15 protein-coding genes, 4 pseudogenes and 2 riboswitches are annotated in these 24404 nt (G+C 69.4%); of the genes and pseudogenes, 13 read left to right on the top strand and 6 right to left on the bottom strand.

Going from position 1 to position 24404, the window contains the following annotated elements; all coding sequences use genetic code 11:
- Positions 1 to 41 precede the first annotated feature (41 nt).
- A complete protein-coding gene (locus OG293_RS32790) occupies positions 42 to 638 on the top strand; it encodes a TetR/AcrR family transcriptional regulator (RefSeq protein WP_406002370.1) in 597 nt (198 codons plus the stop codon).
- Between the two features lie 543 nt (positions 639 to 1181).
- Here the strand turns inward: OG293_RS32790 and OG293_RS32785 are convergent.
- A pseudogene (locus OG293_RS32785) lies at positions 1182 to 1520 on the bottom strand (hypothetical protein); the annotation flags it as partial.
- A gap of 65 nt (positions 1521 to 1585) precedes the next feature.
- Between OG293_RS32785 and OG293_RS32780 the strand changes: the two are divergent.
- Positions 1586 to 2245, top strand: a complete 660-nt coding sequence (locus tag OG293_RS32780; RefSeq protein WP_406002369.1) for a class I SAM-dependent DNA methyltransferase — start codon at positions 1586 to 1588, stop codon at positions 2243 to 2245.
- Positions 2246 to 2522: 277 nt separating this feature from the next.
- On the opposite strand, the gene OG293_RS32775 is transcribed toward OG293_RS32780, so the two are convergent.
- A protein-coding gene (locus OG293_RS32775) for an IS5 family transposase (RefSeq protein ID WP_406002368.1) occupies positions 2523 to 3399 on the bottom strand; the annotation gives its coding sequence in 2 pieces (ribosomal slippage) (positions 2523 to 3008 and positions 3010 to 3399; 876 coding nt in all).
- A 203-nt stretch (positions 3400 to 3602) separates the two neighbouring features.
- Positions 3603 to 3866 (bottom strand): annotated as a pseudogene (locus tag OG293_RS32770) (transposase); the annotation flags it as partial.
- 385 nt (positions 3867 to 4251) lie between these two features.
- A riboswitch (cobalamin riboswitch) is annotated at positions 4252 to 4471 on the top strand.
- A gap of 157 nt (positions 4472 to 4628) precedes the next feature.
- Here OG293_RS32770 and metE point away from each other — a divergent pair.
- On the top strand, positions 4629 to 6944 hold the full coding sequence (metE, locus tag OG293_RS32765; protein ID WP_406002367.1) for a 5-methyltetrahydropteroyltriglutamate--homocysteine S-methyltransferase: 2316 nt from the start codon (positions 4629 to 4631) through the stop codon (positions 6942 to 6944).
- A 271-nt stretch (positions 6945 to 7215) separates the two neighbouring features.
- Here metE and OG293_RS32760 read toward each other — a convergent pair.
- Positions 7216 to 7587 (bottom strand): annotated as a pseudogene (locus OG293_RS32760) (5-methyltetrahydropteroyltriglutamate--homocysteine S-methyltransferase); the annotation flags it as partial.
- 157 nt (positions 7588 to 7744) lie between these two features.
- Positions 7745 to 7964, bottom strand: a riboswitch (cobalamin riboswitch).
- Between the two features lie 176 nt (positions 7965 to 8140).
- On the opposite strand from OG293_RS32760, the pseudogene OG293_RS32755 reads away from it, so the two are divergent.
- The 4 genes and pseudogenes from OG293_RS32755 (at position 8141) to OG293_RS32740 (ending at position 14334) form a co-directional block, all read left to right on the top strand.
- Positions 8141 to 8609, top strand: a pseudogene (locus OG293_RS32755) (pyridoxine 5'-phosphate oxidase C-terminal domain-containing protein).
- A gap of 203 nt (positions 8610 to 8812) precedes the next feature.
- On the top strand, positions 8813 to 10426 hold the full coding sequence (locus OG293_RS32750) for an alpha/beta hydrolase (RefSeq protein WP_406002366.1): 1614 nt from the start codon (positions 8813 to 8815) through the stop codon (positions 10424 to 10426).
- A 400-nt stretch (positions 10427 to 10826) separates the two neighbouring features.
- Complete coding sequence (locus OG293_RS32745; protein WP_406002365.1) at positions 10827 to 12434, top strand: alpha/beta hydrolase; 1608 nt, start codon at positions 10827 to 10829, stop codon at positions 12432 to 12434.
- A gap of 277 nt (positions 12435 to 12711) precedes the next feature.
- Positions 12712 to 14334, top strand: a complete 1623-nt coding sequence (locus OG293_RS32740; protein WP_406002364.1) for an alpha/beta hydrolase — start codon at positions 12712 to 12714, stop codon at positions 14332 to 14334.
- A gap of 197 nt (positions 14335 to 14531) precedes the next feature.
- Here the strand turns inward: OG293_RS32740 and OG293_RS32735 are convergent, their stop codons facing one another.
- Positions 14532 to 15749 (bottom strand): DUF2993 domain-containing protein, encoded by a 1218-nt coding sequence (locus OG293_RS32735; protein ID WP_406002363.1) that lies wholly within the window; start codon positions 15747 to 15749, stop codon positions 14532 to 14534.
- Positions 15750 to 15991: 242 nt separating this feature from the next.
- Between OG293_RS32735 and OG293_RS32730 the strand changes: the two genes are divergently transcribed.
- Positions 15992 to 16588 carry a putative glycolipid-binding domain-containing protein gene (locus OG293_RS32730; RefSeq protein ID WP_406002362.1) on the top strand — a complete coding sequence of 199 codons (597 nt, stop codon included), beginning with the start codon at positions 15992 to 15994 and terminating at the stop codon, positions 16586 to 16588.
- Between the two features lie 95 nt (positions 16589 to 16683).
- Positions 16684 to 18024, top strand: a complete 1341-nt coding sequence (locus OG293_RS32725; protein ID WP_406002361.1) for a 6-phospho-beta-glucosidase — start codon at positions 16684 to 16686, stop codon at positions 18022 to 18024.
- Positions 18025 to 18058: 34 nt separating this feature from the next.
- Here the strand turns inward: OG293_RS32725 and OG293_RS32720 are convergent, their stop codons facing one another.
- Positions 18059 to 18991, bottom strand: a complete 933-nt coding sequence (locus tag OG293_RS32720; protein WP_406002360.1) for a lytic polysaccharide monooxygenase — start codon at positions 18989 to 18991, stop codon at positions 18059 to 18061.
- Positions 18992 to 19206: 215 nt separating this feature from the next.
- On the opposite strand from OG293_RS32720, the gene OG293_RS32715 reads away from it, so the two are divergent.
- The 4 genes from OG293_RS32715 to OG293_RS32700 all read left to right on the top strand — a co-directional run bounded on the left by OG293_RS32715 (position 19207) and on the right by OG293_RS32700 (position 24384).
- A complete protein-coding gene (locus OG293_RS32715) occupies positions 19207 to 20037 on the top strand; it encodes a hypothetical protein (protein WP_406002359.1) in 831 nt (276 codons plus the stop codon).
- Between the two features lie 102 nt (positions 20038 to 20139).
- Positions 20140 to 22533 (top strand): FHA domain-containing protein, encoded by a 2394-nt coding sequence (locus OG293_RS32710; protein WP_406002358.1) that lies wholly within the window; start codon positions 20140 to 20142, stop codon positions 22531 to 22533.
- A gap of 10 nt (positions 22534 to 22543) precedes the next feature.
- Positions 22544 to 23368 carry a hypothetical protein gene (locus OG293_RS32705; protein WP_406002357.1) on the top strand — a complete coding sequence of 275 codons (825 nt, stop codon included), beginning with the start codon at positions 22544 to 22546 and terminating at the stop codon, positions 23366 to 23368.
- Complete coding sequence (locus OG293_RS32700; protein WP_406002356.1) at positions 23368 to 24384, top strand: serine/threonine-protein kinase; 1017 nt, start codon at positions 23368 to 23370, stop codon at positions 24382 to 24384. Before OG293_RS32705 ends, OG293_RS32700 begins: the two co-directional genes overlap by 1 nt.
- The last annotated feature ends 20 nt before the right edge of the window (positions 24385 to 24404 follow it).

Raw genomic sequence — 24404 nt, 5'->3', positions numbered from 1 at the left:
GGTTAAAAAAGCAACTCGGTCACGAATGTTAGGGTGGTCAGATGACTGAGCCGACGGGACTGCGGGCCCGCAAGAAGAAGCGGACGCGCGACGCCATCGCCGACGCGGCCGTATCGCTGTTCCTGGAGCGCGGCTTCGACCGCGTCTCGGTCAACGACATCGCCGCGGCGGCCGAGATCTCCAAGCCGACCCTCTTCCGGTACTTCCCCACCAAGGAAGACCTGGTGCTGCACCGGTTTGCGGACCACCAAGGAGAGGCGGCACGCGTCGTACGTGACCGCAGGTCCGGCATCAAGCCGGTAACGGCGCTGCACCGGCACTTCCGGGCCGGCCTCGATCGGTACGACCCCGTCACCGGCCTCAACGATCATCCCGAGGTGGTGGCGTTCCATCGGCTGGTGTTCACCACACCGAGCCTGGCGGGACGGCTCACGCGGTACCAGCTCGAGGACGAGGAGGCACTGGCGGACGCCCTCGGCGAATGCATCCAGGCACGCCTGCAGGCCGCCCAGGTACTCGCTGTCCAACGGGTGCTCGCCCGGACCAACTGGCAGAAGATCGCCGACGGTCGAACCGCCCACGACGTCCACCCCGAGGCCGTAGCCGACGCCGACCAGGCATTCAACCAACTACGGTGACAGGCGACAGTCCCGGTCGAAGAGGGCTCCGCAACCTGGTACACGCGTTGCCACCGGCCCGGTCAGGCCGCTTCCGCGCTGTTCCGATCGGTGCCGGCGTCCTCTGACCATCGCCGGAGGCGACAACGCTCCAGGTCACGAAGGCTCCGGCGGTGCGGCGACCGCAGTAGTGCGAGCAACGATCTCCCGGAAGGTGGGAATTCCCAGGTCGACAGCCTCCTGCTTCCGGGCGATCTGTGCCTCGAGTTGGGCAATCTTCTCCTCGGCGTGGATCAGGCTGCTCTGCAGTCCTTCGATCTCGCCGAGCCAACCCTCGCGTTCGGCTTCCAGGATACCCGCGAGGAGGTTGTCGCGGATCTCGACGAGCCGCGGCCGTTCGGACGCGTGAACGATCAGGACGGGGCAGCGGACACAAGCTTAACCGAACTGATCTTGAAGCAGTTCTCGGGAAGGTCGAGCGCCGGTCCGCTCACAGAAGGTGATGAAAAGTCGTGTGAAATTCGGGGGGTTCGGCGTGTCGCGGACGGGCTGACTCGGGAAGGTTCAAGCCGCGCCGAGCGACGTGGGTGCCTGGTGAGTCCTGCGCAACCAGTCGTCGAGGGTGGCGAAGTCCGATTCGGTGAGGCCCAGGCGGGGGTCGACGCGATGGAGCAGAGCATGTCCTGGATGGTGAGTGGATACCCAGGCGCGATCGGTGTCGGTGATCTCGTCGTCGACCCATGTGAATGAGCGTCCGGCAGCCCAGTCGACGAGGGCGCGGGTTTTCCAGTGCAGTCCGTCTCGCTCGTCCTGCTCTTCTTGGTCGGACGACTCCGGCCAAAGCACAACTGCCAACTGCGGCAGGCCGATCCGCGGGGCTATGTGTTCGTTCGCATCCGCCATCCTTCTCTGAACTAAGGGGTCGTCCTGCTTGGGCTGTTGGGTAGCCTGCGGTCGTGGGAACGGGAATGAACACTGACGGCTGGCTGGAAGACACGCGGACGTCCTACGACACCGTCGCTGCTAGTTATGCCGACCTGACGCGTCACCTTCTGGATGAAACGCCCGAGGAGCGCGCGGTCCTGGCGTTCTTCGCCGCCCTGGTGCGTGCCCAGGGCGGGGGACCCGTTGTGGACGTGGGATGCGGGACGGGGAGGGTCACGGCTCACCTGTGCCAACTGGGCGTGGACGCGTTCGGGATCGACCTGTCGCCCGGAATGATCGAGGTGGCTCGGCGTGATCACCCCGGCCTCCGGTTCGATCTCGGCTCCATGACGGACCTCGCCCTCGCCGACGCCTCGATGACTGGCCTGGTCGCTTGGTACTCGCTGATCCACATCCCCGACGACGAGCTCAGCTCGGTCTTCGCGCACTTCCAGCGAGTGCTGCGGCCCGGTGGGCCGCTGCTACTCGGCTTCCACGTCGGTGATGAGTCACAGTTGAAGACCCAGGGCTATGGCGGGCACCCAATGAACGTCTATGTCCATCGTCGCCAGCACGACCGAATGTTTGAGTGGCTCGACGATGCTGGATTCGTCGTTGAGAAACACAGAACTCTCACCTCGGCCGAGAGTAAGCTCGGGGGAATCATTCTCGCGCGCCGCGAGGCTCCCGGCCCAGAAAAGTGAATCAATCACCAAGGGAGACTGCACGTCACTTGGTCTTCTTCGTGTAACTCGAATCTGGGCCTGCTGTTGTCGAGTTGCGGCCCGCGATCTGAGTGAAGGTCGGCATTCCAAGATCTACATCTCCCGTGCGACGTCCAATCGCCTGGTCGAGCTGAGCAATTTTGTCCTCGGCAGCCGAAAGGCTTACGCGGAGTCCCTCTACCTCCCCGAGCCAACCCTCTCGCTCTGCCTCGGAGATTCGGTCGATTAGGTTGTCGCGGATGTCTAGCCTGGCTGCTCATAGCCACTCGTTGATGGCTGCGACCAGCACTGTTGCCTCGTAGCGCACGGCCAACTTGTCGTATCTCGTGGCCACCGCGCGGTGCCGTTTCAGCCGGTTGATCCCGCACTCCACCGCGTGGCGCTCCTTGTAGTCCTCCTTGTCGAAGGTCGGTGGCCGGCCGCCTCGGGAGCCGAGCTTCTTGCGGTTGCGGACCTGATCGGCCTTCTCCGGGATGGTGCACTCGATCCTGCGTCTGCGCAGGTAGGAGCGGTTCGCGCGGGAGCCGTAGGCTTTGTCGGCACGGACCTTGTCGGGTGTGGTGCGTGGCCGTCCGGGGCCGGTGCGGGGGACGCGGATGCGTTCGAGGACGGGCTGGAACTGCGGGCTGTCGTGCCGGTGCCCGGCTGTGATCAGCAGCGACAGGGGCTTCTGCCCCTGCTCGGTCGCAAGGTGGATCTTCGTAGTCAGACCGCCCCGGGACCGTCCGAGCCCATGATCGTCCGGCTCTGTGTCGATCCCGCCGGGGGGGGCTCGCGCTGCAGATCCCTTTTTTACGCGCGCCGGCGGCGTGCTGGTGGGCGCGGCAGACGGTCGAGTCCACGCTCACGTCCCAGGTGATCAGGCCCTTCGCGTCAGCCTGGACCTGCAGCTGCTCAAGGATGCGCTTCCAGGTGCCGTCGCGCTGCCACCTGCGGAAAAGGTCGTAGATCCGGTCCCAGGGGCCGTACCGTTCAGGGATGTCCCGCCACGGCGTGCCCGCCCGGGTCCGCCACCGTATCCCGTCGATCAACTGCCGACGCGTCCACGTCCGCGGCCTCCCCTGCTTCTTCCCTGCCGGCAGCAACGGCTCCAGCCGAGCCCACTGCCGGTCCGTCAGATCCCCTCGCGCCACACCATGATCATCGCAATCCAAGATCCACTTTCGCAACAGGCCCTAAAGCTCGTCTTCACCGAACCCGCCCGGGCCGACGTCGAGGTCGCCCTCGCCGAACAGTTCCTAGCCGGACTCGACCACCATCCACTGTTCTCACCACCCAACACACCGCCCGCTTCCGCGACGCCGGTACACCAGGCATCGATTCCTAATGCTGTTTGTCAAGCCGCGAGGCCGACGGGTGGGGCAGGTTCGTAGCGCCGCCCGTCACGGAGGAGAGCCCAGAGGACGTTGACTCGACGACGGGCCAGAGCAAGGACGGCCTGGGTATGGCGCTTGCCCTCAGCTCGTTTGCGATCGTAGAACCGACGAGATTCTTCGCTGTGCCGGATGCTGAACAGCGCAGAGGTGTAGAAGACGCGTTGGAGTCGGCGGTTGTATCGCTGGGGGCGCCGCAGGTTGCCGCTGATCTTCCCGGAGTCCCGCGTTCTCGTGTCTCGCCGCGGCGCCGGGTCTTCGCCTTGGCCCGGCGTCGGAACGGGGTGGGACCCGCACGATAGTTCTGGCACTCTTCGCTGACATACCTCGGCGAGCAGGGGGCCTCGCTGCTCATGCTTTCCAGCGGGGGTGGTGTCGACCTGTACGACCTCGCCGGGCCGGGCGATGCGGGCCGCGTTAGGGTTCGGGAGGCAGAGAAGCCGGAGAACGTCCGCAAGTATTTCAAGCCCTCCGAACCGCGCTGCCAGCAAGGCCGCTGCCGCAATCGGTTGCCGGGTTCGTCCTCAGCCGGGCAGGGCACAAACGTGCCGCGACGGTCGTTTTCCGCTTCCGGATGCTGGACTCCGCTCTTCCCTTCGCTGCGCCACCGCGTAGGCTGACCCCGCAGCTGGTTCGCCCTGCCCTCCAGGCAGGGGCGTCGCAAGAGGGAATCCGGTGGAACTCCGGAACTGCCCCGCAGCGGTGAGTGGGAACGACCGCCGTCATACGCACTGGTCCCGGCACGGGACTGGGAAGCGACGGCCAGTAGGTGCCTTCGGACGAGAAGGCGCGCCCATGAGTCCGAAGACCTGCCACTGCCCGTGCGTGACCTACGCGCGCGGAGATCTCGGCGACCTCGTGGGCGGGTCGGCGGTGAGGGCGGGCACGGCCGCACCCGAGGGTGTGCGCAAACCGGGCCCCTGTTGCCGTTCCTTCGCGTCCCACGACCGTTCCGAGGTCGCTGACGAGTACTCGCGAAGGAGAGTTCCGTGACCACATCAGCAGCCGCGGGAGCCCGGGCCACCGTCCACGGCTACCCGCGCCAGGGACCGAACCGGGAACTGAAGAAGGCCGTCGAGGGCTACTGGAGGGGCACGGCGAGCGCCGACTCCCTCAGGGAGTGTGCCGCCGGCATCCGCCGGGCCAACTGGCGCAGCCTCGCCGACGCCGGCATTCACGAGGTCCCCACCGGTGACTTCTCGTACTACGACCACGTCCTGGACACCAGCGTCATGGTCGGCGCGGTCCCCGCACGTCACCGCGCCGCCGTCGAGGCCGACGCCCTCGACGGCTACTTCGCCATGGCCCGCGGCACGCAGGACGTCGCGCCGCTGGAGATGACCAAGTGGCTTGATTCGAACTACCACTACCTGGTGCCCGAGTTGGGCCCGGACACCGTCTTCACCACCGACTCCACCAAGCAGGTAGCGGAGTTGAAGGAGGCCCTCGCCCTGGGCCTGACCGCGCGCCCGGTCCTCGTCGGCCCGGTCACCTACCTCCTGCTCGCCAAGCCCGCCCCCGGCGTGTCCGCGGACTTCGACCCGCTGACCCTGCTGGACCGGCTGCTGCCCGTCTACGCCGAGGTCCTCGCCGACCTGCGCGCGGCGGGCGCGGAGTGGGTGCAACTCGACGAGCCCGCCCTCGTCCAGGACCGCACCCCGGCCGAACTGAACGCCGCCGCCCGCGCCTACCGCGACCTCGGCGCCCTCACCGACCGGCCGAAGCTCCTGATCGCCTCCTACTTCGACTGCCTCGGCGACGCGCTCCCGGTCCTCGCGAAGGCGCCCGTGGAGGGCCTCGCGCTCGACTTCACCGAGGCAGCCGCCGCCAACCTGGACGCCCTTGCCACCGTGGGCGGGCTGCCCGGCAAGCGCCTGGTCGCCGGTGTGGTCAACGGCCGCAACATCTGGGTCAACGACCTCACCAAGTCCCTCGCCACACTGGGCACGTTGCTCGGGCTGGCCGACCGCGTCGACGTGGCCGCCTCCTGCTCGCTCCTCCACGTCCCGCTCGACGCCGCCGCCGAGCGGGACATCGAGCCGCAGATCCTGCGCTGGCTCGCGTTCGCGCGGCAGAAGACAGGCGAGATCGTCACCCTCGCCAAGGGCCTGTCCCAGGGCACCGACGCGATCGCCGCCGAACTCGCCGTCAACCGCGCCGACTTGGCCTCCCGCGCCGGTTCGACGCTCACCCGCGACCCCGCCGTACGGGTCCGGGCCGCCGCCGTCACGGACGCCGATGCCCGCCGCGCTCAGCCGTACGCCGAGCGGAGCGTGGCGCAGCGCGCGCATCTGGGGCTGCCGTCGTTGCCGACGACGACCATCGGATCGTTCCCGCAGACCGCCGAACTGCGCACCGCGCGGGCCGATCTGAGAGCCGGACGCATCGGCGCCGAGAGCTACGAGGAGCGGATCAGGGCCGAGATCCAGGAGGTGATCGCGTTCCAGGAGAAGACCGGTCTGGACGTCCTGGTGCACGGTGAGCCCGAACGCAACGACATGGTCCAGTACTTCGCCGAGCAGCTCACCGGCTACCTCGCCACCCAGCACGGCTGGGTCCAGTCGTACGGCACTCGGTACGTCCGGCCGCCGATCCTGGCCGGCGACATCTCCCGCCCCGAGCCGATGACGGTGCGCTGGACGACGTACGCCCAGTCGCTCACCTCGCGCCCGGTCAAGGGCATGCTCACTGGGCCGGTCACCATGCTCGCCTGGTCCTTCGTCCGCGACGACCAGCCGCTCGGCGACACCGCACGGCAGGTCGCCCTCGCCCTGCGCGACGAGGTCAACAACCTTGAGGCGGCCGGGACTTCGGTCATCCAGGTCGACGAACCCGCCCTGCGCGAGACCCTGCCGCTGCGGTCCGCCGACCACCCCGCATATCTGGCCTGGGCCACGGAGGCGTTCCGGCTCACCACCAGCGGGGTGCGGCCGGAGACGCAGGTCCACACGCACATGTGCTACGCCGAGTTCGGCGACATCGTCCAGGCCATTGACGACCTCGACGCGGACGTCATCAGCCTGGAGGCCGCCCGTTCGCACATGCAGGTCGCGCGCGAGCTGGCCGAGCACGGCTATCTGCGCGAGGCCGGACCCGGCGTGTACGACATCCACTCCCCGCGCGTGCCGAGCGCGGACGAGGCGGCGGCCTTGCTGCGCAAGGGACTTGAGGCCATCCCGGCGGAGCGGCTGTGGGTCAACCCGGACTGCGGTCTGAAGACCCGCGGCTGGCCCGAGACCCGGGCGTCCCTGGAGAACCTGGTCGCCGCGGCCCGCACGGTCCGCGAGGAGCTGGCCGGGTCCTGATCGAAAAAGCCGGCGGGCCTGGACGCTCGGAGCGTCCAGGCCCGCCGCACAGCGCCGCCATCAAACATACGGTGGCGGTCGGGCACGGCTTGTCGAGCGCGGCTCCGGCTGAAGGCCTGCCGAAGCTCGCCGCGACGGGCAGCTGATTCGTCGAGCGGGCTGTGTCTCACACACATCTCACAGACCTGTCACGAAACGCAGGACGGGGCCGCACCATCTGGGCGGCCCATGGACTGTATAGACAGTCCATGGGCCTTCTGGACAGACGGCAAGACGTGTCGAACCACTTGGTCATCTCCAGCGGCGCGACGTCCTGCGTGCCGCGGGCCATGGCGAAGTAGCCGTCGAGGGCGTCGGCCTCGACGGCGGCGCGGTGACGTGCGGGGACCGCGCCGACCATGACGCTGGTGTCCAGGACGTGGTCGTAGTACGAGAAGTCACCGGTGGGGACCTCGTGAATGCCGGCGTCGGCGAGGCTGCGCCAGTTGGCCCGGCGGATGCCGGCGGCACACTCCCTGAGGGAGTCGGCGCTCGCCGTGCCCCTCCAGTAGCCCTCGACGGCCTTCTTCAGTTCCCGGTTCGGTCCCTGGCGCGGGTAGCCGTGGACGGTGGCCCGGGCTCCCGCGGCTGCTGATGTGGTCACGGAACTCTCCTTCGCGAGTACTCGTCAGCGACCTCGGAACGGTCGTGGGACGCGAAGGAACGGCAACAGGGGCCCGGTTTGCGCACACCCTCGGGTGCGGCCGTGCCCGCCCTCACCGCCGACCCGCCCACGAGGTCGCCGAGATCTCCGCGCGCGTAGGTCACGCACGGGCAGTGGCAGGTCTTCGGACTCATGGGCGCGCCTTCTCGTCCGAAGGCACCTACTGGCCGTCGCTTCCCAGTCCCGTGCCGGGACCAGTGCGTATGACGGCGGTCGTTCCCACTCACCGCTGCGGGGCAGTTCCGGAGTTCCACCGGATTCCCTCTTGCGACGCCCCTGCCTGGAGGGCAGGGCGAACCAGCTGCGGGGTCAGCCTAGGCTCCGTCCCGGCCGTGGAACACCCCTGCTCATATTTCGGACGTGTCGCCCGTGCGTTCTCAACTGCCGTGGAGGTGTCGGGCCTCGGGCGCGGCGTGGGCTCCCCGGCCACGACGCCGTGCAGGACGTGGGCGAGGACTTCGGGCCACCGCGTACGACCCGGGGACCGGGCCGGATGAGGTACGCCGGGCCGTGGAGGACCCAGACCTCACCGGCGCGCACGGCGGGCAGTTCGTCCCCTGTGGCGCATGCCAGGGGCCCAGGACCTGGCTCTGCGGATCCCATCTCGACCGGCGAGCCCCTGCCGCTCTTCCGCCGCTGGTTCACCGAGGCCGCGGCGGCCGGACAGCCCGAGCCGCACACGATGACCCTCGCCACCGTGGACGAGCACGGCCACCCCGATCTGCGGACGCTGATGCTGCACGACGCCGACGAGCCCGGCTGGCACTTCGCCTCGCACTCCACCAGTGCGAAGGGCCGCCAGCTCGCGGCGCTCCCCGGATGCGATGGCCGGGACCTGGACGGTGTACGTGCTGGAGCCTTCCGAGGTGGAGTTCTTCCAGGGGGACGCGCGGCGCAGACACCTGCGCCTGCGCTACCGGCGACAAGGAGACGCCTGGGTAAGGGAGTTGCTGTGGCCGTAGGGGCTGCTCCGCACAGTGGCGGACCCTGATCGGGTAAGACGTCGAAAAGCCGATCATGGTTGTACGTCCCGGGGACCAGAGCGCCCCGGGCCGTCCACCCACGGTCGGAAGCCATTTCGACCCACCGGGGGATTCGCCCCAACTGCCGCGTGCGCAAAGATCAGTTCATACTACACACACTGATCCCAAAGGACCTTCCCCACGTGCGAAGCAGACGAATAGCCCCCTTCCTGGTGGCCAGTGCCGTCGCGGGCCTGGTTCCCGCGCTCGCCCCGGCCACGGCCGCCGCCGCCGAGAACCCCATGGCCCAGTACCTCAACCAGAAGCCGTCGTGGCACCGCTGCGACGAGTCGGCTCCCACCACCTTCCAGTGCGCCACGATCAAGGTGCCGCTCGACTACAGCCGCCCCGGCGGCAAGAAGCTCGACCTCGCGATATCGAGGATGAAGACCAGCACCGAGGCCGAGCACCGCGGTGTGCTGCTGCTCAACCCGGGCGGCCCGGGCGGTTCGGGTGTCAAGATGCCGATGTCCATGGCTTCCGGCATGCCGAAGTCGGTGACAAACCAGTTCGACCTCGTGGGCTTCGACCCGCGCGGTGTCGGCGAGAGCTCTCCCCTCAGCTGCGGTCTGACCACCGAAGAGCTGCACTGGCAGCGTCCCTACAACGAGAAGACGTTCGCCAAGGACGTGAAGTGGGCGCAGACCTTCGCCGAGAAGTGCGACGCCAAGCAGGGCGACGAGCTGCCCCACATCACCACCCGCAACACCGCCCGCGACATGGACGTGATCCGCGCGGTGCTGGGCGAGAAGAAGATCTCCTACCTCGGGTACTCGTACGGCACCTACCTCGGAGCCGTCTACACGCAGATGTTCCCCAAGAACGTCGACCGCTTCGTGCTGGACAGCGCGGTCGACCCGGCCCGGGCCTGGCGGGGCATGCTGCAGATCTGGGCGGAGGGCGCCGAGCCCGCGTTCACGAACTGGACCAAGTGGACCGCCAAGCAGGACTCGACGTACGGGCTGGGCAAGACCCCGGCCGCGGTCAGCAAGACCTTCTGGGACCTGGTCGCCCAGGCCGACCGCAAGCCGATCGACGACGGCAGCGGCGTGCCGATGAATGGCGATGACATCCGCCTCCAGATGCGTGGGATCTTCTTCAACCCGCCCTATGCCGCCGCGACGGTCAAGGACCTGAAGAAGGCCGCCGCCGGCGGGAAGACCTCAGCGCCCACCCGCGAGTCCAGGAAGCCGCAGCGCCCGGCCCCACCGTCCTTCGGCCGGCTCGCTGACGCGGCCGCCACTCCCGAGGACAACCAGGAGGCCGTCTTCTGGTCCGTCGTCTGCGCCGACACGCGCGCCTGGCCGCGCGACCCGGAGCAGTACCGCCGCGACGCGATCCGCGACAAGGCCAAGTACCCGGTGTACGGCGACTTCGGCTCCAGCATCAAGCCGTGCGCGTTCTGGAAGAAGGACGGCAGCGAACCCGTCACCACGATCGACAACAAGGTCGGCGCGCTCATCCTCCAGAACGAGTGGGACTCCCAGACGCCGCTGGCCAGCGGCCAGGGCCTGCACCGGGCCCTGAAGGGCTCGAAGATGGTCACGGTCGCCTGGGGTATCGGCCACGGCATCTACGGCAACGGGTCGTGCGCCGACGAGACGGCCACGGCCTACCTGTCCACCGGCAAGCTCCCGGCCAAGGACCTGACCTGCCAGGCCCCGGAGCCCGAGCCCGAGCCCGAGGTCGGGGGCGGCGATGGCGGCGGCGCCGGCTCGACGCCTGGGCGCATCCCGGGCATGGTCAGCCGCTTCTGAACCCCTCAGGCTGACATGAGATGACGTGGGGCCTGCTGCCGATTCCTCCGGCAGTGGGCCCCACAGCACGTCGTGACGGGATGGGCGACTCGCCGGATCCTCAGGCCACCGAACGGGCACCTGCGCCTGCGCTACCGGCGCGAAGGAGACGCCTGGACACGGGAGTTGCTCAGGCGGCTAGTGCTGGGACGGTGCTGGTTGCTCCGACAGTGCCGGCGCAGTCATCCGAGCGGGGCGGGGAAGAGCCGGTCGTGCGTGTACGACTGAGGGACCATCTTGTCGCGCCGGCCCGTACGCCTGTGGTCGAACAGATTCCGCCCTGCCGACGGATTCGTCCAACTGCCATGTACGAAAGGGTAAGTGCGTCCCACCCGCACTGATCCCAAAGGACCTTCCCCACGTGCGAAGCAGACGAATAGCCCCCTTCCTGGCGGCCAGTGCCGTCGCGGGCCTGGTTCCCGCGCTCGCCCCGGCCACGGCCGCCGCAGCGGAGAACCCCATGGCGGAATACCTGCGGCAGAAGCCCTCGTGGCACCGATGCGACAAAGATCTGACGGCCGCCTACCAGTGCGCCACGATCAAGGTGCCACTCGACTACAACCGCCCCGGCGGCAAAAAGCTCGACCTCGCGATATCGAGGATGAAGACCAGCACCAAGAAAGAGCACCGCGGTGTGCTCCTGTTCAACCCGGGCGGCCCGGGCGGTTCGGGTCTCGACATGCCGCCGATCATGTCGACGATTCTGCCCAAGGCCGTGACGGCGAAGTACGACCTCGTCGGCTTCGACCCGCGCGGCGTCGGCCAGAGCTCCCCCGTCAGCTGCGGTCTGACGACGGAGGAGATGAACTGGCAGCGCCCCTACAAGGCCGCCACGTTCGCCAAGGACGTGAAGTCGGCCCGCACCGTCGCCGAGAAGTGCGACAAGAAGCAGGGCGACAAGCTGCGCCACATCACCACTCGCAACACCGCCCGGGACATGGATGTCATCCGAGCCGTGCTGGGCGAGAAGAAGATCTCCTACGTCGGCTACTCGTACGGCACCTACCTCGGAGCCGTCTACACGCAGATGTTCCCCAAGAACGTCGACCGCTTCGTGCTGGACAGCTCCGTGGACCCGGCACGGGTCTGGCGCGGGATGATCCAGGTCTGGGCCGAGGGCGCCGAGCCCGCGTTCGCCAACTGGACCAAGTGGACCGCCAAACGGCACTCCACCTTCAAGCTGGGCAAGACCCCGGCCGCCGTGAGCAAGACCTTCTGGGACCTGGTCGCCCAAGCCGACCGCAAGCCGATCAACGACGGCAGCGGTGTCCCGATGAACGGCGATGACATCCGCTTGCAGATGCGCGGAATCTTCTTCGACGCGGAAAACGCCGCCAACATCGTCAAGGACCTGAAGGCGGCCGCCGAGGGCAAGAAGACCACCTCGGCGCCCACCCGCGAGTCCCGGAAGCCCGAGCGCCCGGCCCCGCCCGCCTTCGGCACCGCCGCCAAGGTGAAGGTGCCGTCGGACAACCAGGACGCCAGCTCCTGGTCCGTCGTCTGCGCCGACACCCGCGCCTGGCCGACCGACCCGGAGCAGTACCGCCGCGACGCGATCTCGGACAAGAAGAAGTACCCGCTGTACGGCGACTTCGGCTCCAGCATCAAGCCGTGCGCGTTCTGGAAGCAGCAGGGCGCCGAGCCGGCCACGAAGATCGACAACAAGGTCGGCGCGCTCATCCTCCAGAACGAGTGGGACTCCCAGACCCCGGTGACCAGCGGCCGGGGCCTGCACCGGGCCCTGAAGGGCTCGAAGATGGTCACGGTCATCGATGGTGTCGGCCACGGCATCTACGGCAACGGGTCGTGCGCCGACAAGACGGCAACGGCCTACCTGACCACCGGCAAGCTGCCGGCGAAGGACGTCACCTGCAAGGCCGCACCGGCGGAGGCGGGTGCGCGCAGCGGCACCAGCCCCCTGCCGGTCCCGACGCCTCAGGGCATCCCGGGCATGGTCAGCCGCTTCTGAACCCGTCACGGCTGGCATGAGATGACGTGAGCCTGCTGCCGATTCCTCCGGCAGCGGGCCCCAGTTGCTCTGGCAGGCCGACGGAGCCAAGCGAGCCAACTACGTAGGACGGGAAAGAGCGGGTCGTCGGTGTACGACTGAGGGACCATCTTGTCGCCCCAGTTCCGTACATCCACAGACGGGCATGCTTTCCGTCCTGCCGACGGATTCGTCCAACTGCCGTGTACGGAAGGGTAGATGTGTCACACCCGCACTGATCCCTAAGGACCTTCCCCACGTGCGAAGCAGACGCATAGCCCCCTTCCTGGCAGCCAGTGTCGTCGCCACCCTGGTTCCCGCGCTCGCCCCGGCCACGGCCGGCGCCGCCGAGAACCCCATGGCGGAATACCTGCGGCAGAAGCCCTCGTGGCACCGATGCGACAAAGATCTGACGGCCGCCTACCAGTGCGCCACGATCAAGGTGCCACTCGACTACAACCGCCCCGGCGGCAAAAAGCTCGACCTCGCGATATCGAGGATGAAGACGATGGCCAAGAAGGAGCGCCGCGGTGTGCTCCTGCTCATTCCCGGTGGCCCGGGCCGCTCGGGTCTCAAGATGCCGGACAAAATGGCGACCACGCTGCCGAAGGCCGTGACGGCGAAGTACGACCTCGTCGGCTTCGACCCGCGCGGCGTCGGCAAGAGCTCCCCCGTCAGCTGCGGTCTGACGACGGAGGAGATGAACTGGCAGCAGCCCTACAAGGCCGCCACGTTCGCCAAGGACGTGAAGTCGGCCCGCACCGTCGCCGAGAAGTGCGACAAGAAGCAGGGCGACAAGCTGCGCCACATCACCACCCGTAACACCGCACGGGACCTGGACGTGATCCGCGCGGTGCTCGGCGAGAAGAAGATCTCGTCCCTCGGCTACTCGTACGGCACCTACCTCGCGTCCGTCTACACGCAGATGTTCCCCAAGAACGTCGACCGCTTCGTGCTGGACAGCTCCGTGGACCCGGCACGGGTCTGGCGCGGGATGATCCAGGTCTGGGCCGAGGGCGCCGAGCCCGCGTTCGCCAACTGGACCAAGTGGACCGCCAAACGGCACGCCAAGTTCAAGCTGGGCAAGACCCCGGCCGCCGTGAGCAAGACCTTCTGGGACCTGGTCGCCCAAGCCGACCGCAAGCCGATCGACGACGGCTTCGGTGCGCTGTTGAACGGCGATGGCGTCCGCTTGTACATGCGCGGAATGTTCTTCGACGCGGAAAACGCCGCCTATGCCTTGAAGGACATGAAGGACCTGAACGACGCCGCCGAGGGCAAGAAGACCACCCCGGCGCCCACGCGCGAGTCCCGGAAGCCCGAGCGACCGGCGCCGCCGTCCTTCGGCCCGTCCTCGGACCCGGTCACGACTCCCGAGGACAACCAGGGCGCCACCTTCTGGTCCATCATGTGCGGCGACACCCGCGCCTGGCCGACCGACCCGGAGCAGTACCGCCGCGACGCGATCGCGGACAAGAAGAAGTACCCGCTGTACGGCGACTTCGGCTCCAGCATCAAGCCGTGCGCGTTCTGGAAGCAGCACGGCGCCGAGCCCGCCACCAAGATCGACAACAAGGTCGGTGCGCTCATTTTGCAGAACGAGTGGGACTCCCAGACACCGCTGACCAGCGGCCAGGGCCTGCACCGGGCCCTGAAGGGCTCGAAGATGGTCACGGTCATCGATGGTGTCGGCCACGGCGTCGTCTACGGCAACAAGTCGTGCGCCGACAAGACGGCAACGGCCTACCTGACCACCGGCAAGCTGCCGGCGAAGGACGTCACCTGCAAGGCCGCACCGGCGGAGGCAGGTGCGCGCAGCGGCACCAGCCCCCTGCCGATCCCGACGCCACAGGGCATCCCGGGCATCGTCGGACCCTTCTGAATCCGTTCCGGGTGAGGTGACGAGCACGACGTGGGGCTTCCGCAGGGCGGAGGCCCCATGTCGCGTTCCCCCCGACTTCCGGGCGGCGCCGGGCCGGGTCGTGTCCTGTCGTAACCTGGGATTTCAGGCGCATCACACTAGGGGGCCCTCTCGTTTGGATCTTGCCGGGCTCTCCCCGACCGGCCGCTTCCGGCGGGTCACGAACCGCCGGAAGCGGCCTGCCCGACGCGCAGACCGGAGCCGGCCACACGGGCCGTGATCCCGTCGCGCCCCACGGCGATGTGCTGGAGCCGCAACTCCTTCAGTGACTCGGGCAGTTCGAAGGAGACCGACAGGCGCTCCGACAGTTCCGGGGGCCGCAGGGCGAGCAGCCCCTGGACCAGGCGGGGGTCGATGCCCACCTTCCGCAGCAGCTGCGGATGCTCGGCGACCACATCGACGAGATTGACCCGCATCAGCCGCTCGACGAACTGCGGCGCGCTGGTGAGCCGGTGGAGCTCGTCCTCGCTCCGCCGGGCCCGGCGGACCTGGTCCTTGGAGACTCCGAGCCGTTCGGCCACCGCAGGCACCGACAGCATCGCCTTGATCCGCGCGCCTTCGCGGCTGATCCGTTCGGCGGCCTCGCGGTGCAGCCGCAGACCGGAGTGCTTCGGGTCCTTGCCCGGACGGTAGGTGGCCACGCCGGGGACGTCGAGCTCCATGCCGTCGAGGGTGGTGGTGAGCGCCCGTTCGTTGTCGAGCTGGATGTGGACACGGGCCCGTACTCGCAGATCCTGGCCGGCGACCGCGAGTTCGCCGTTGACCCGCACCGCGTCGGCGCCGCTGCCGGTGAAGCGCAGCTGTGAGGCGCCGAGTTCCCGGTTGAGGTCGTCGAAGGAGAGCCGCACCTCGCCGTCGAGCTTCTCGATCACGGCTCCGTTGATCGAGGTCGGGGCGTCGCGGACGATGCGTACGTCGTGGGCTGTGGCCCGTACTTCGGCCAGCGAGACACGGTCCGCGGATACGTCGGGGACGGTGACGTCGACACGGTGGATGCGTTCTTCGAGCACCTGGGTCAGGAAGGGAAAGCCGTGGATGTCGACGTCCGGCCTGGTTGCGAGCCCGAGAGACTGCTGGAGTTTGTCCGCCGCCGTGCTCTGCGCGTAGTACTCCGCGAGGCGGTCGGCGAGCAGCAGGCAGAGCATGCACAACAGAACCGTACTGGCCATCTTCACCACGGCGGGCAGGGCCGCGTACCGGCTCTTGCCACGGTGGTCGGGCGCGGTCCAGTCGTCGTCGTCCGGGTCGGATGTGAGTCCGAGTTCGGAGAGGTCTCGCGGGTCGTAAACGCTGAAGTCGGGTTCCGGGTCTGCCAGTCGAGCGAGCTCGTCGTAGGGATTTCGATGATGCGCTGATATGCGTGTGGGGGGTCGCATCGCCTCATCCCACCATGCGATCCCCCCTCGAACGCATATTTCTTCGGTTCCGCGTCATGGTGTGCACCACATTTTGACGACCTTGCCGCTGCTCGCGGCGGATCCCGCGCCGGTCTCGTGATGGATTCACCGGGGCGCCCGCGTGCGGGAGCGTCCGGTCCCGGAACCTCCCCTTGCGGAGTCACGGAGTCGCCGCAGCGCGGTGGCGGGCGCGTAAGGCAACGTCTCACTAGGCTGGGGACATGGTCACGTCTCACGTCCTCACCTGGGAAGTCACGGCGAGCCGGGGGTACGAGACCTCATGGATCGAGTTCCGCGGCACCCGGCTCACGGCACACGGCCGGGCCGTGGGGACCCGGCCCGAGGTGTACTGGATCTCGTACGACCTCGACACCGCCGAGGAGTATGTGACCCGTGAACTGCATGTGCGCGCCGCCACCTCCATGGGGTCGCACGAACTGCGCCTGCTGCACGACGGCGCGGGCCGATGGACGAGCAACGGCAAGCCTCTGCCCGAGGCCGACGGCGCGCTCGACTGCGATCTCGGGCTGTGCCCGCTCACCAACACCATGCCGGTCCTGCGGCACAGCCTCCAGGCACTGCCCGGCGAGCGCACGTTCACCATGGCCTGGGTCTCCGTGCCGGATCTGACCGTGCACGCGTCGGAGCAGACCTACACCCACCTCGGACGTACCGAGAGCGGCGCCCGTGTCCGCTTCGCGTCGGGCGGCTTCCGCAGCGATCTGGAGTTCGACGGGGAAGGGCTCGTGATCGACTACCCGGGCCTGGCCCACCGCCATGCGCCGGGGGCGGGCCTGAGGGTCCAGGACGACCAATAGGGGGTCTGCGGCCCTCGGCACAGGGGTGACCGACGCACCGCGGACCCGGCGACCGGCGCCGCGTTCGACGAGTCAGGAGTGAAGGTGGTTGAGGTATGAGGCTGACGATCCTCGGCGGCGGCGGCTTCCGGCTGCCGCTGGTGTACGGCGCGCTGCTCGGCGATCACGCAGAGGGCCGGATCACCCGGGTGACCCTTCACGATGTGGATGCCGCGCGCCTGGCGGCGATCGCCCGGGTCCTCACCGACCAGGCCGCGGGCGTGCCGGACGCCCCCGAGGTCACCGTCACCACCGACCTCGACGAGGCGCTGCGCGGCGCCGACTTCGTGTTCTCGGCCATCCGCGTCGGCGGGCTCGAGGGGCGCGCGGCCGATGAGCGGATCGCCCTCGCCGAGGGCGTCCTCGGCCAGGAGACCGTCGGCGCGGGCGGCATCGCGTACGGACTGCGCACCGTCCCGGTCGCCGTCGACATCGCACGACGGGTCGCCCGGCTGGCCCCCGACGCCTGGGTCATCAACTTCACCAACCCGGCGGGTCTGGTCACCGAGGCGATGGCCCGCCACCTCGGCGACCGGGTCATCGGCATCTGTGACTCGCCGGTGGGGCTCGGCCGCCGGGTCGCCCACGCGCTGGGCGCGGACCTGGCATCGGCATGGCTCGACTACGCCGGTCTCAATCACCTCGGCTGGCTCCGCGGTCTGCGCATCGAGGGCCGTGACGAGCTCCCCCGGCTGCTCGCCGACCCTGCCCTGCTCGACTCCTTCGAGGAGGGCAGGCTCTTCGGCGCCGACTGGCTCCAGTCGCTCGGCGCGATCCCCAACGAGTATCTGCACTACTACTACTTCAACCGCGACGCCGTACGTGCCTACCAGGAGGCGAAGCAGACCCGCGGCGCCTTCCTCCAGGAGCAACAGGCCAGGTTCTACGCCGAGATGGAGCAGCCCGGAGCTCCCGCGCTCGCGACCTGGGACCGCACCCGCGCCGAGCGGGAGGCCACCTACATGGCACACAACCGCGAGGCCGCCGGGGCGGGCGAGCGGGACGCGAGCGATCTGGAGTCCGGAGGCTACGAGAAGGTCGCCCTCGCCCTGATGCGGGCCATCGCCCACAACCAGCGCACAACGCTCATCCTCAACGTCCGCAATCGCGCGGCTCTTTCCGTGCTGGACGAACAGGCGGTCGTCGAGGTGCCCTGCTTCGTCGACGCGAACGGCGCCCATCCCGCCCCCGTCTCGCCGCTGCCGCTGCACGCCACCGGACTGGTCTGTGCCGTCAAGGCCGTCGAACGCCAGGTCATGGCGGCGGCCGACAGCGGCTCGCGCGCGGCTGCGGTGAAGGCCTTCGCCCTGCACCCCCTGGTCGACTCGGTGACCGTCGCCCGCCGACTCGTCGACGGGTACACCGGCGTCCATCCCGCGCTCGCGTACCTGAGGTAGAAGCCGCTCGACAAGCCGTTAGCGAGGGGGACGCCTACCGGGCGGCGCGGCGGCGCAGCACCGCGGACAGGACCACGGCGAACAGTGCCAGCACGGCCGCGGCCCCGCCCGCGATGACCGCCGAGTCGTCCTCGCGCTCCGCCGATGCCGGTGCCTGCCGGTCCGCGGGCGGGGCAGGCAGCCGCGCCGACTGCTCCGGCGTCGGAGCCTGGGACGGCGGCCGGCTGGGCGGCTCCTTGCCGGGCGTCGCCTCGGTCGGCGGCTTCTCGCCCGGGGGCGCCTGCCCCTGACTCGGCGGCGGAAAGGCCGGCAGGTTCTGAGCCTGCTTGCCGCCGGGCATCACCACGTCGGAGCAGGAGTAGTAGGTGTCCGGAGTGCTGGAGTTCCGCCACACCGTGTAGAGCACATGACGGCCGCTCAGCCCGGACGGTATGCGGCCCCGGATCCGGTAGGCGCCGTCTCGCAGCTCCGGGTCGGTGGCCTTGGCGAACGGCCGCGGGTCCAGATCGTCCCAGCGCAGGGGCTTCGACGGGTCGTAGCCCTGCTTGGTGAGGTACAGGCTGAACGTTCCCTCGTGCGGGATGGTCGTCCGGTAGGTGAGGGTGAAGTCACGCCCCGGTTCCAGGGGCGTGGCCGACCAGTCCCTGCGGGCGATGTCGAGGCCGCGATAGGCGTCCAGACCGGCGCTGCACAACTGTCCGTCCGGGATGAAGCGACGGTCTCTGCCCCGCACGTCAGCCACCCGCAGGTTGTCCCATTCTTCGAAGGCCGATCCGCCGTTGGCGGCGATGGCGGCCCTGCAGGCCGAGGACGCGCGTGCGGCGCCCTGGGAACTGCAGGCGGCGACCCGGCTGACGGGATCGGTCGGCGCGCCGTGTGCCTGGGCGGCCGGGGCGGCCGCGAGGGTGAGCGCGAACGGCACGACCCCGGCAATCACGGCGGCAGCGGCAGTGCGATGAGCAGTCATCCGCGGCAGACCTCCTTGGGTGGGCATGCGTGGCCTGCCGTGTATTACGCCGCCAACCGGCTTAGCGTTCAGAAGGGGCCCGAACCGGCCGGGACGGGCGGGAGACCCGCGCGTCCGGCGGTTGGCCGGTTCCGCCCCCGCGCCCTTCCGGCCTGCACGGGAGGGCGGATACAGGTGTGTACGCAGCGCTGTCCCCACCCATGGAGGTACGCCGCATGAAGCAGAGCCGTCTAAGCACCAGCACGCCGGGCAAGAGCCGGTTCGACGACATCTACGACCAGCCGGACCCGCGGGCCTACTTCCGCCGGCTCGCTCCACTGGAGTACGAGATCCCGCACCACGCCCAGAAGGTCTTCCACCGCACTGTGGCCGAGCGGGCGGCGGCCACCGGCACGGACGGCCCGGTCACGGTCCTCGACCTGTGCTGTTCGTACGGCATCAACGCCGCTCTCCTCAATCACCACCTCACGCTCGCCGATCTGTATGCGCACTACACGAGCCCGGAGGTACTGGCCCTCACGACCACCGAACTCATCGACCTCGACAAGGCCTTCTACGCCTCACGTCGGCGCGCGGACGCCACACCGGTCATCGGGCTCGACGCCGCGGGCCGGGCCGTCGGCTACGCCCTCTCGGTCGGCCTGCTCGACCAGGGGTACGGGGAGAATCTGGAGCACCGGCCGCCCAGCCCTCCCCTGCGACGCGCGGTCGCCGGCACCGGACTGATCACGGTCACCGGCGGCATCGGCTACATCACCCGCCGCACCTTCGAAGCCCTCCTCGAATGCACCGCGACCCCGGTATGGGTGAGCGCGTTCGTGCTGCGCACCGTGGATTACCAGCCGGTGATCTCCACTCTGGCCGCCTTCGGTCTTGACACCGAGACGGACGCGGCGCGGACCTATCCGCAGCGACTTTTCACCGGTTCGGCCGAACAGCGCAACGCAATCGAGCAGGCCCGTCTCGCGGGCCACGATCCCACAGGGCTGGAAACGGCGGGCCACTATCACACGCAGCTCTACCAGTCCCGGCCCCGCACGGGCTGACCGTAGGGCCCCGGCTCAGGGTCGCGGCGCGGGGCCGGGCACCGGGCCCGGCCCGGGTGGCGCGGGCGGGCGCAGAGTTGGACCAATCGCTAGAATTCGAACATGGGAGAGCGGCCTGTCGCGCCGACTGCGCCCGAACTCGTCCTCGAAACCGACGCGGGCTCCACGGTGATGAGTCCGAGCCGGGATTACCGCGTCGGGCGCGACCCCTTGAGCGACATCGTGCTCGACGATGCCCGGGTTTCCTGGCACCACGCGGTGCTTCGGCCCGAGGCCGACCACTGGATGCTGGAGGACGCGGACAGCACGAACGGCACCTACACCGACGGACGCCGGATCCACGAGTGGGGGGTGGGCCCCGGCAGCGTCATCCGGTTCGGCAATCCCGCCGACGGGCCCCGTGCGGTCCTTGTGGGCGTGACCCCGCCCGCCCCGCTCGCCCCTTCGCCCCCGCCCGCCGGAGAGCCGGTGCGGCCCGGAACTCCCGCCCGCCCGTCCTCGGTCTCCATGCCCTCCGCCACCGGCACGTTCCGGCAGCCGACCACCGTACGACCGCTGCCGGCCCGGACCGTCCGTATCGGACGCAGCGCGGACAACGACCTGGTCATCGACGAACTGATCGTCTCGCGCCGGCATGCCGAACTGCGGGCGCTTCCCGACGGCAGCTACGAGATCGTCGATCTCGGCTCCCACAACGGCACGTACCTCAACGGCCAGCCGGTCGACAGCGCGCCGGTCTCCCCCGGCGACATCGTCGGCATCGGCCACTCGGCGTTCGCTCTCGTTGGCGATCAGCTCCAGGAGTTCGTCGACACCGGCGAGGTCTCGCTCGACGTCCAGAACCTCGCGGTGTCGGTCGACCGGGGCCAGAAGACGCTCCTCGACCATGTCTCGTTCCCCGTGGGCGAGAAGTGCCTGCTCGCGGTGGTGGGACCCAGCGGCGCCGGCAAGTCCACGCTGCTCAACGCTCTCACCGGCCTCCGGCCCGCCGACGGGGGCGCCGTCCTGTACGACGGCCGTGACCTGTACCGCGACTACGCGGAGCTGCGCCAGCGCATCGGGCTGGTGCCGCAGGACGACATCCTCCATGCGCAGCTCACCGTGCGCAGGGCGCTCGGGTACGCGGCCGAGCTCCGCTTTCCGCAGGACACCGCGGACGACGAACGCCAGGCCAGGGTGGCCGAGGTGGTGCGCGAGCTGGGGCTGGAGCAGCGGGCGGCCCAGCCGATCCACAGTCTCTCGGGCGGCCAGCGCAAACGCGTCAGTGTGGCGCTGGAGCTGCTGACGAAGCCGTCGCTGCTCTTCCTCGACGAGCCGACCTCCGGGCTCGACCCGGGCATGGACCGCTCCGTCATGCATATGCTCCGTGGCCTCGCCGACGACGGCCGCACGGTCATCGTCGTCACGCACAGCGTGCTCAGTCTGGATGTCTGCGACCGGCTGCTGGTGCTGGCGCCCGGCGGCCGGATCTCCTACTACGGCCCGCCCGGTGATGCCCTCCCCTTCTTCGGCTTCGAGGAGTGGCCGGAGGCGTTCGAGGCGTTCGAGAACGACCGGGAGAGGGACTGGGCCGGGACGTACCGCGCGTCGCCCTTCCACCGGCAGTACATCGCGAACTCCTCGGCGCAGCCGCGGCTGCCGCAGGCCGGAGCCACCGGCTCCGTCGCGCCTCCGCCGAAGACCCAGAGCTGGGGGGCACAGCTGTCGACCCTGGTGCGTCGGTACGCGGCCGCGCTCGGCTCGGACCGGACCTTCCTGATCATCATGGTCGCGCTGCCGTTCGTGATGGGCGCGATGACCCGCGCCCTGGCCGGCAGTCGGCTGACCCAGGAGACCGCGATGAACGCGCTGCTCCTGCTCTGTGTGGGTGGCGTACTGACGGGCGCGGCGAACGCCGTGCGCGAGCTGGTCAAGGAACGCGTGATCTATCAGCGCGAACGCGCCGTGGGGCTGTCCAGATCGGCGTATCTGATGTCCAAGGTCGTGGTGCTCGGCACGATCACGGTGCTCCAGGCGATCGTGCTGACACTCGTCGCTCTCGTGGGCGTGGATCTCTCGGCGCCCGGCGGTGAAGGCGTGCTGCTGCCACCGCTGGTGGAGATCACCCTGGCCGTGGCACTGCTGAGCTTCACGGCGATGATGCTCGGCCTGGTGGTGTCGGCGATGGTGCGCAAGGAGGAGGTCACCATGCCGCTGCTGGTCCTTCTCGCCATCATCCAGGTCGTCTTCTGCGGCGCACTGTTGAAGCTGCACGGGGTGCCGGGGATCGAGCAGCTGGCATGGCTGGTGCCCTCCCGGTGGGCGCTGGGCGCGATGGCAGGGACCATCGGACTCCCGCGCCTCGTCAAAGGCGATCTGACGACGGACCCCCTCTTCGAACACTCCACGTCGGTGTGGCTGCTCAACATGGGCATGCTGGTCGTGCTCTCGGTCGTCTTCGGATACGCGGTGGCCCGGCTGCTGCGCCGCCACGAACCCGCCATCATGCGGAAGTAGGCGGTTTCCCATGACCATCGAGGACTTCCGCCCGACACATGTCGTCCCGCAGGAGGGGCTGCCCGCCTGGGAGGCCCCGGACGTCACCCGGCCGACCGAGCCGCTCGATCCGCTGCTGCCCGTACGGCTGGTCGAACGGCGCGGGGACTGGGGACACATCCTGTGCGCGAACGGCTGGTCGGCGTGGGTGGACGGCCGACTGCTGGTCTCCGTGCCGCAGGAACCGCCGGCCGCCGGGCAGCCGCTGGCCCGCACGGCGGATCCCCGGCCGCTGCTGGCGCGTGTGGAGGAGTCGCTCGGCCAGTACCGCCATGCGGCGGAGGATCTCGCGGCCGGGCGTGCGGACGGTGAGACCTTCCACCGCCGGACCCGGGGACTGCGCGTGGGCATGGTCGTGGACGGCGAGTCGGTGTGGCTGTTCGACGCCGAGCACGAGCGCTGGGTGTACTGCGACGGGACGCGGCTGAGCACCTACGCGACGCCGTCAGGGGCTGCCTCCCGGAGCGGTGGGCCGGACCCGAGGCGGGCGGCGCCGGTGGAGGGGGACGATCCGGCCTGGGCGGGCGGGGGCACACCGGGCGCTCCCCGGGGCACGGACCCGGCGCGGGCGTCCGGACCGGACTGGGACACGTCCGAACCGGGCGCGGCCGATCCCGCTGCGGGGGAGGTGACCCGGCTCGTGGAGCCGCCGGGCACCGGGCCTGTACCGGGCGGTCCACCCCCTGTACAGGGCCGGCCAGGTGGTTCGGAGCCCGGCGATCGGGAGCCGACGCGTCGAGGGCCGCCCGCCGGAAGCGGCCCCGGTCATCCCCCGACCCGGCACGGTGACGGCTGATGCCCCGTGCTCCGCGTGACACCGGCCTGCCCTCCGGGAGGCCCTCCGACCTGCTCGGAAAGCAGATCGCGGGATATCTCGTCGAGAGCGAGATCGGCCGCGGCGGCATGGCGGTCGTCTACCGTGCCAAAGACCTCCGGCTCGACCGGACCGTCGCCCTCAAACTGCTCGCCCCCGAACTCGCCCGCAACGACACGTTCCGCAAGCGGTTCACCTACGAGTCACGGGTCGCAGCGGCCATCGACCATCCGCACATCGTGCCCGTCTTCGAGGCCGGCGAGACCGAGGGCATCCTCTACATCGCCATGCGCTTCGTGGCGGGACAGGACCTGCGCGCCCTCCTGGACCGCAAGGGACCGCTCTCGGTGGGGGCCGCGGGCCGGATCGCCGCGCAGGTGGCGTCCGCGCTCGACGCGGCCCACGACCACGACCTGGTGCACCGGGACGTCAAACCGGGCAACATCCTGGTCGCGGCCGGCACGGACAGCGACCACCCCGAGCACGTCTATCTCACGGACTTCGGTCTGACGAAGAAGTCCCTGTCGCTGACCGGGTTCACGACGGTCGGGCAGTTCGTGGGAACCCTCGACTACGTGGCACCGGAGCAGATCTCCGGACGCCCGGTGGACGGCCGGTGCGACGTCTACAGCCTCGCCTGTGTCGTCTACGAGACCATGGCCGGCGGCCCGCCCTTTCAACGGGACGACGACATGGCACTGTTGTGGGCCCATCAGTACGATCCGCCGCCGCCGCTGACCGGGCGGCGCCCCGATCTTCCGGCCGCGCTCGACGACGTGCTGGCGAAGGCTCTCGCCAAGTCGCCCGACGACCGGTACAGCAGCTGCCTGGAGTTCGTGGCCGCGCTCCGCGCGGCGGGCGCCACGCAGGATTCGGGCGGCCACGCGCCGACCCAGGTGGACGTGCGGGTGGCCAAACGGCTCCAGGATCCCGGGCCGCCGCCGCAACCGCCGCGCTGGGCGCGGCCCGTGTTCCCCGGCCTCGATCCGGGAGCGTGAGGCGAGGAGCGTAAGGCGAG

Source organism: Streptomyces sp. NBC_00829 (assembly GCF_045161795.1).
In the GTDB taxonomy this organism is placed as follows: domain Bacteria; phylum Actinomycetota; class Actinomycetes; order Streptomycetales; family Streptomycetaceae; genus Streptomyces.
Note: the sequence above shows the minus strand (reverse complement) of the source record. Positions and strands in the feature narration are given on the sequence as shown.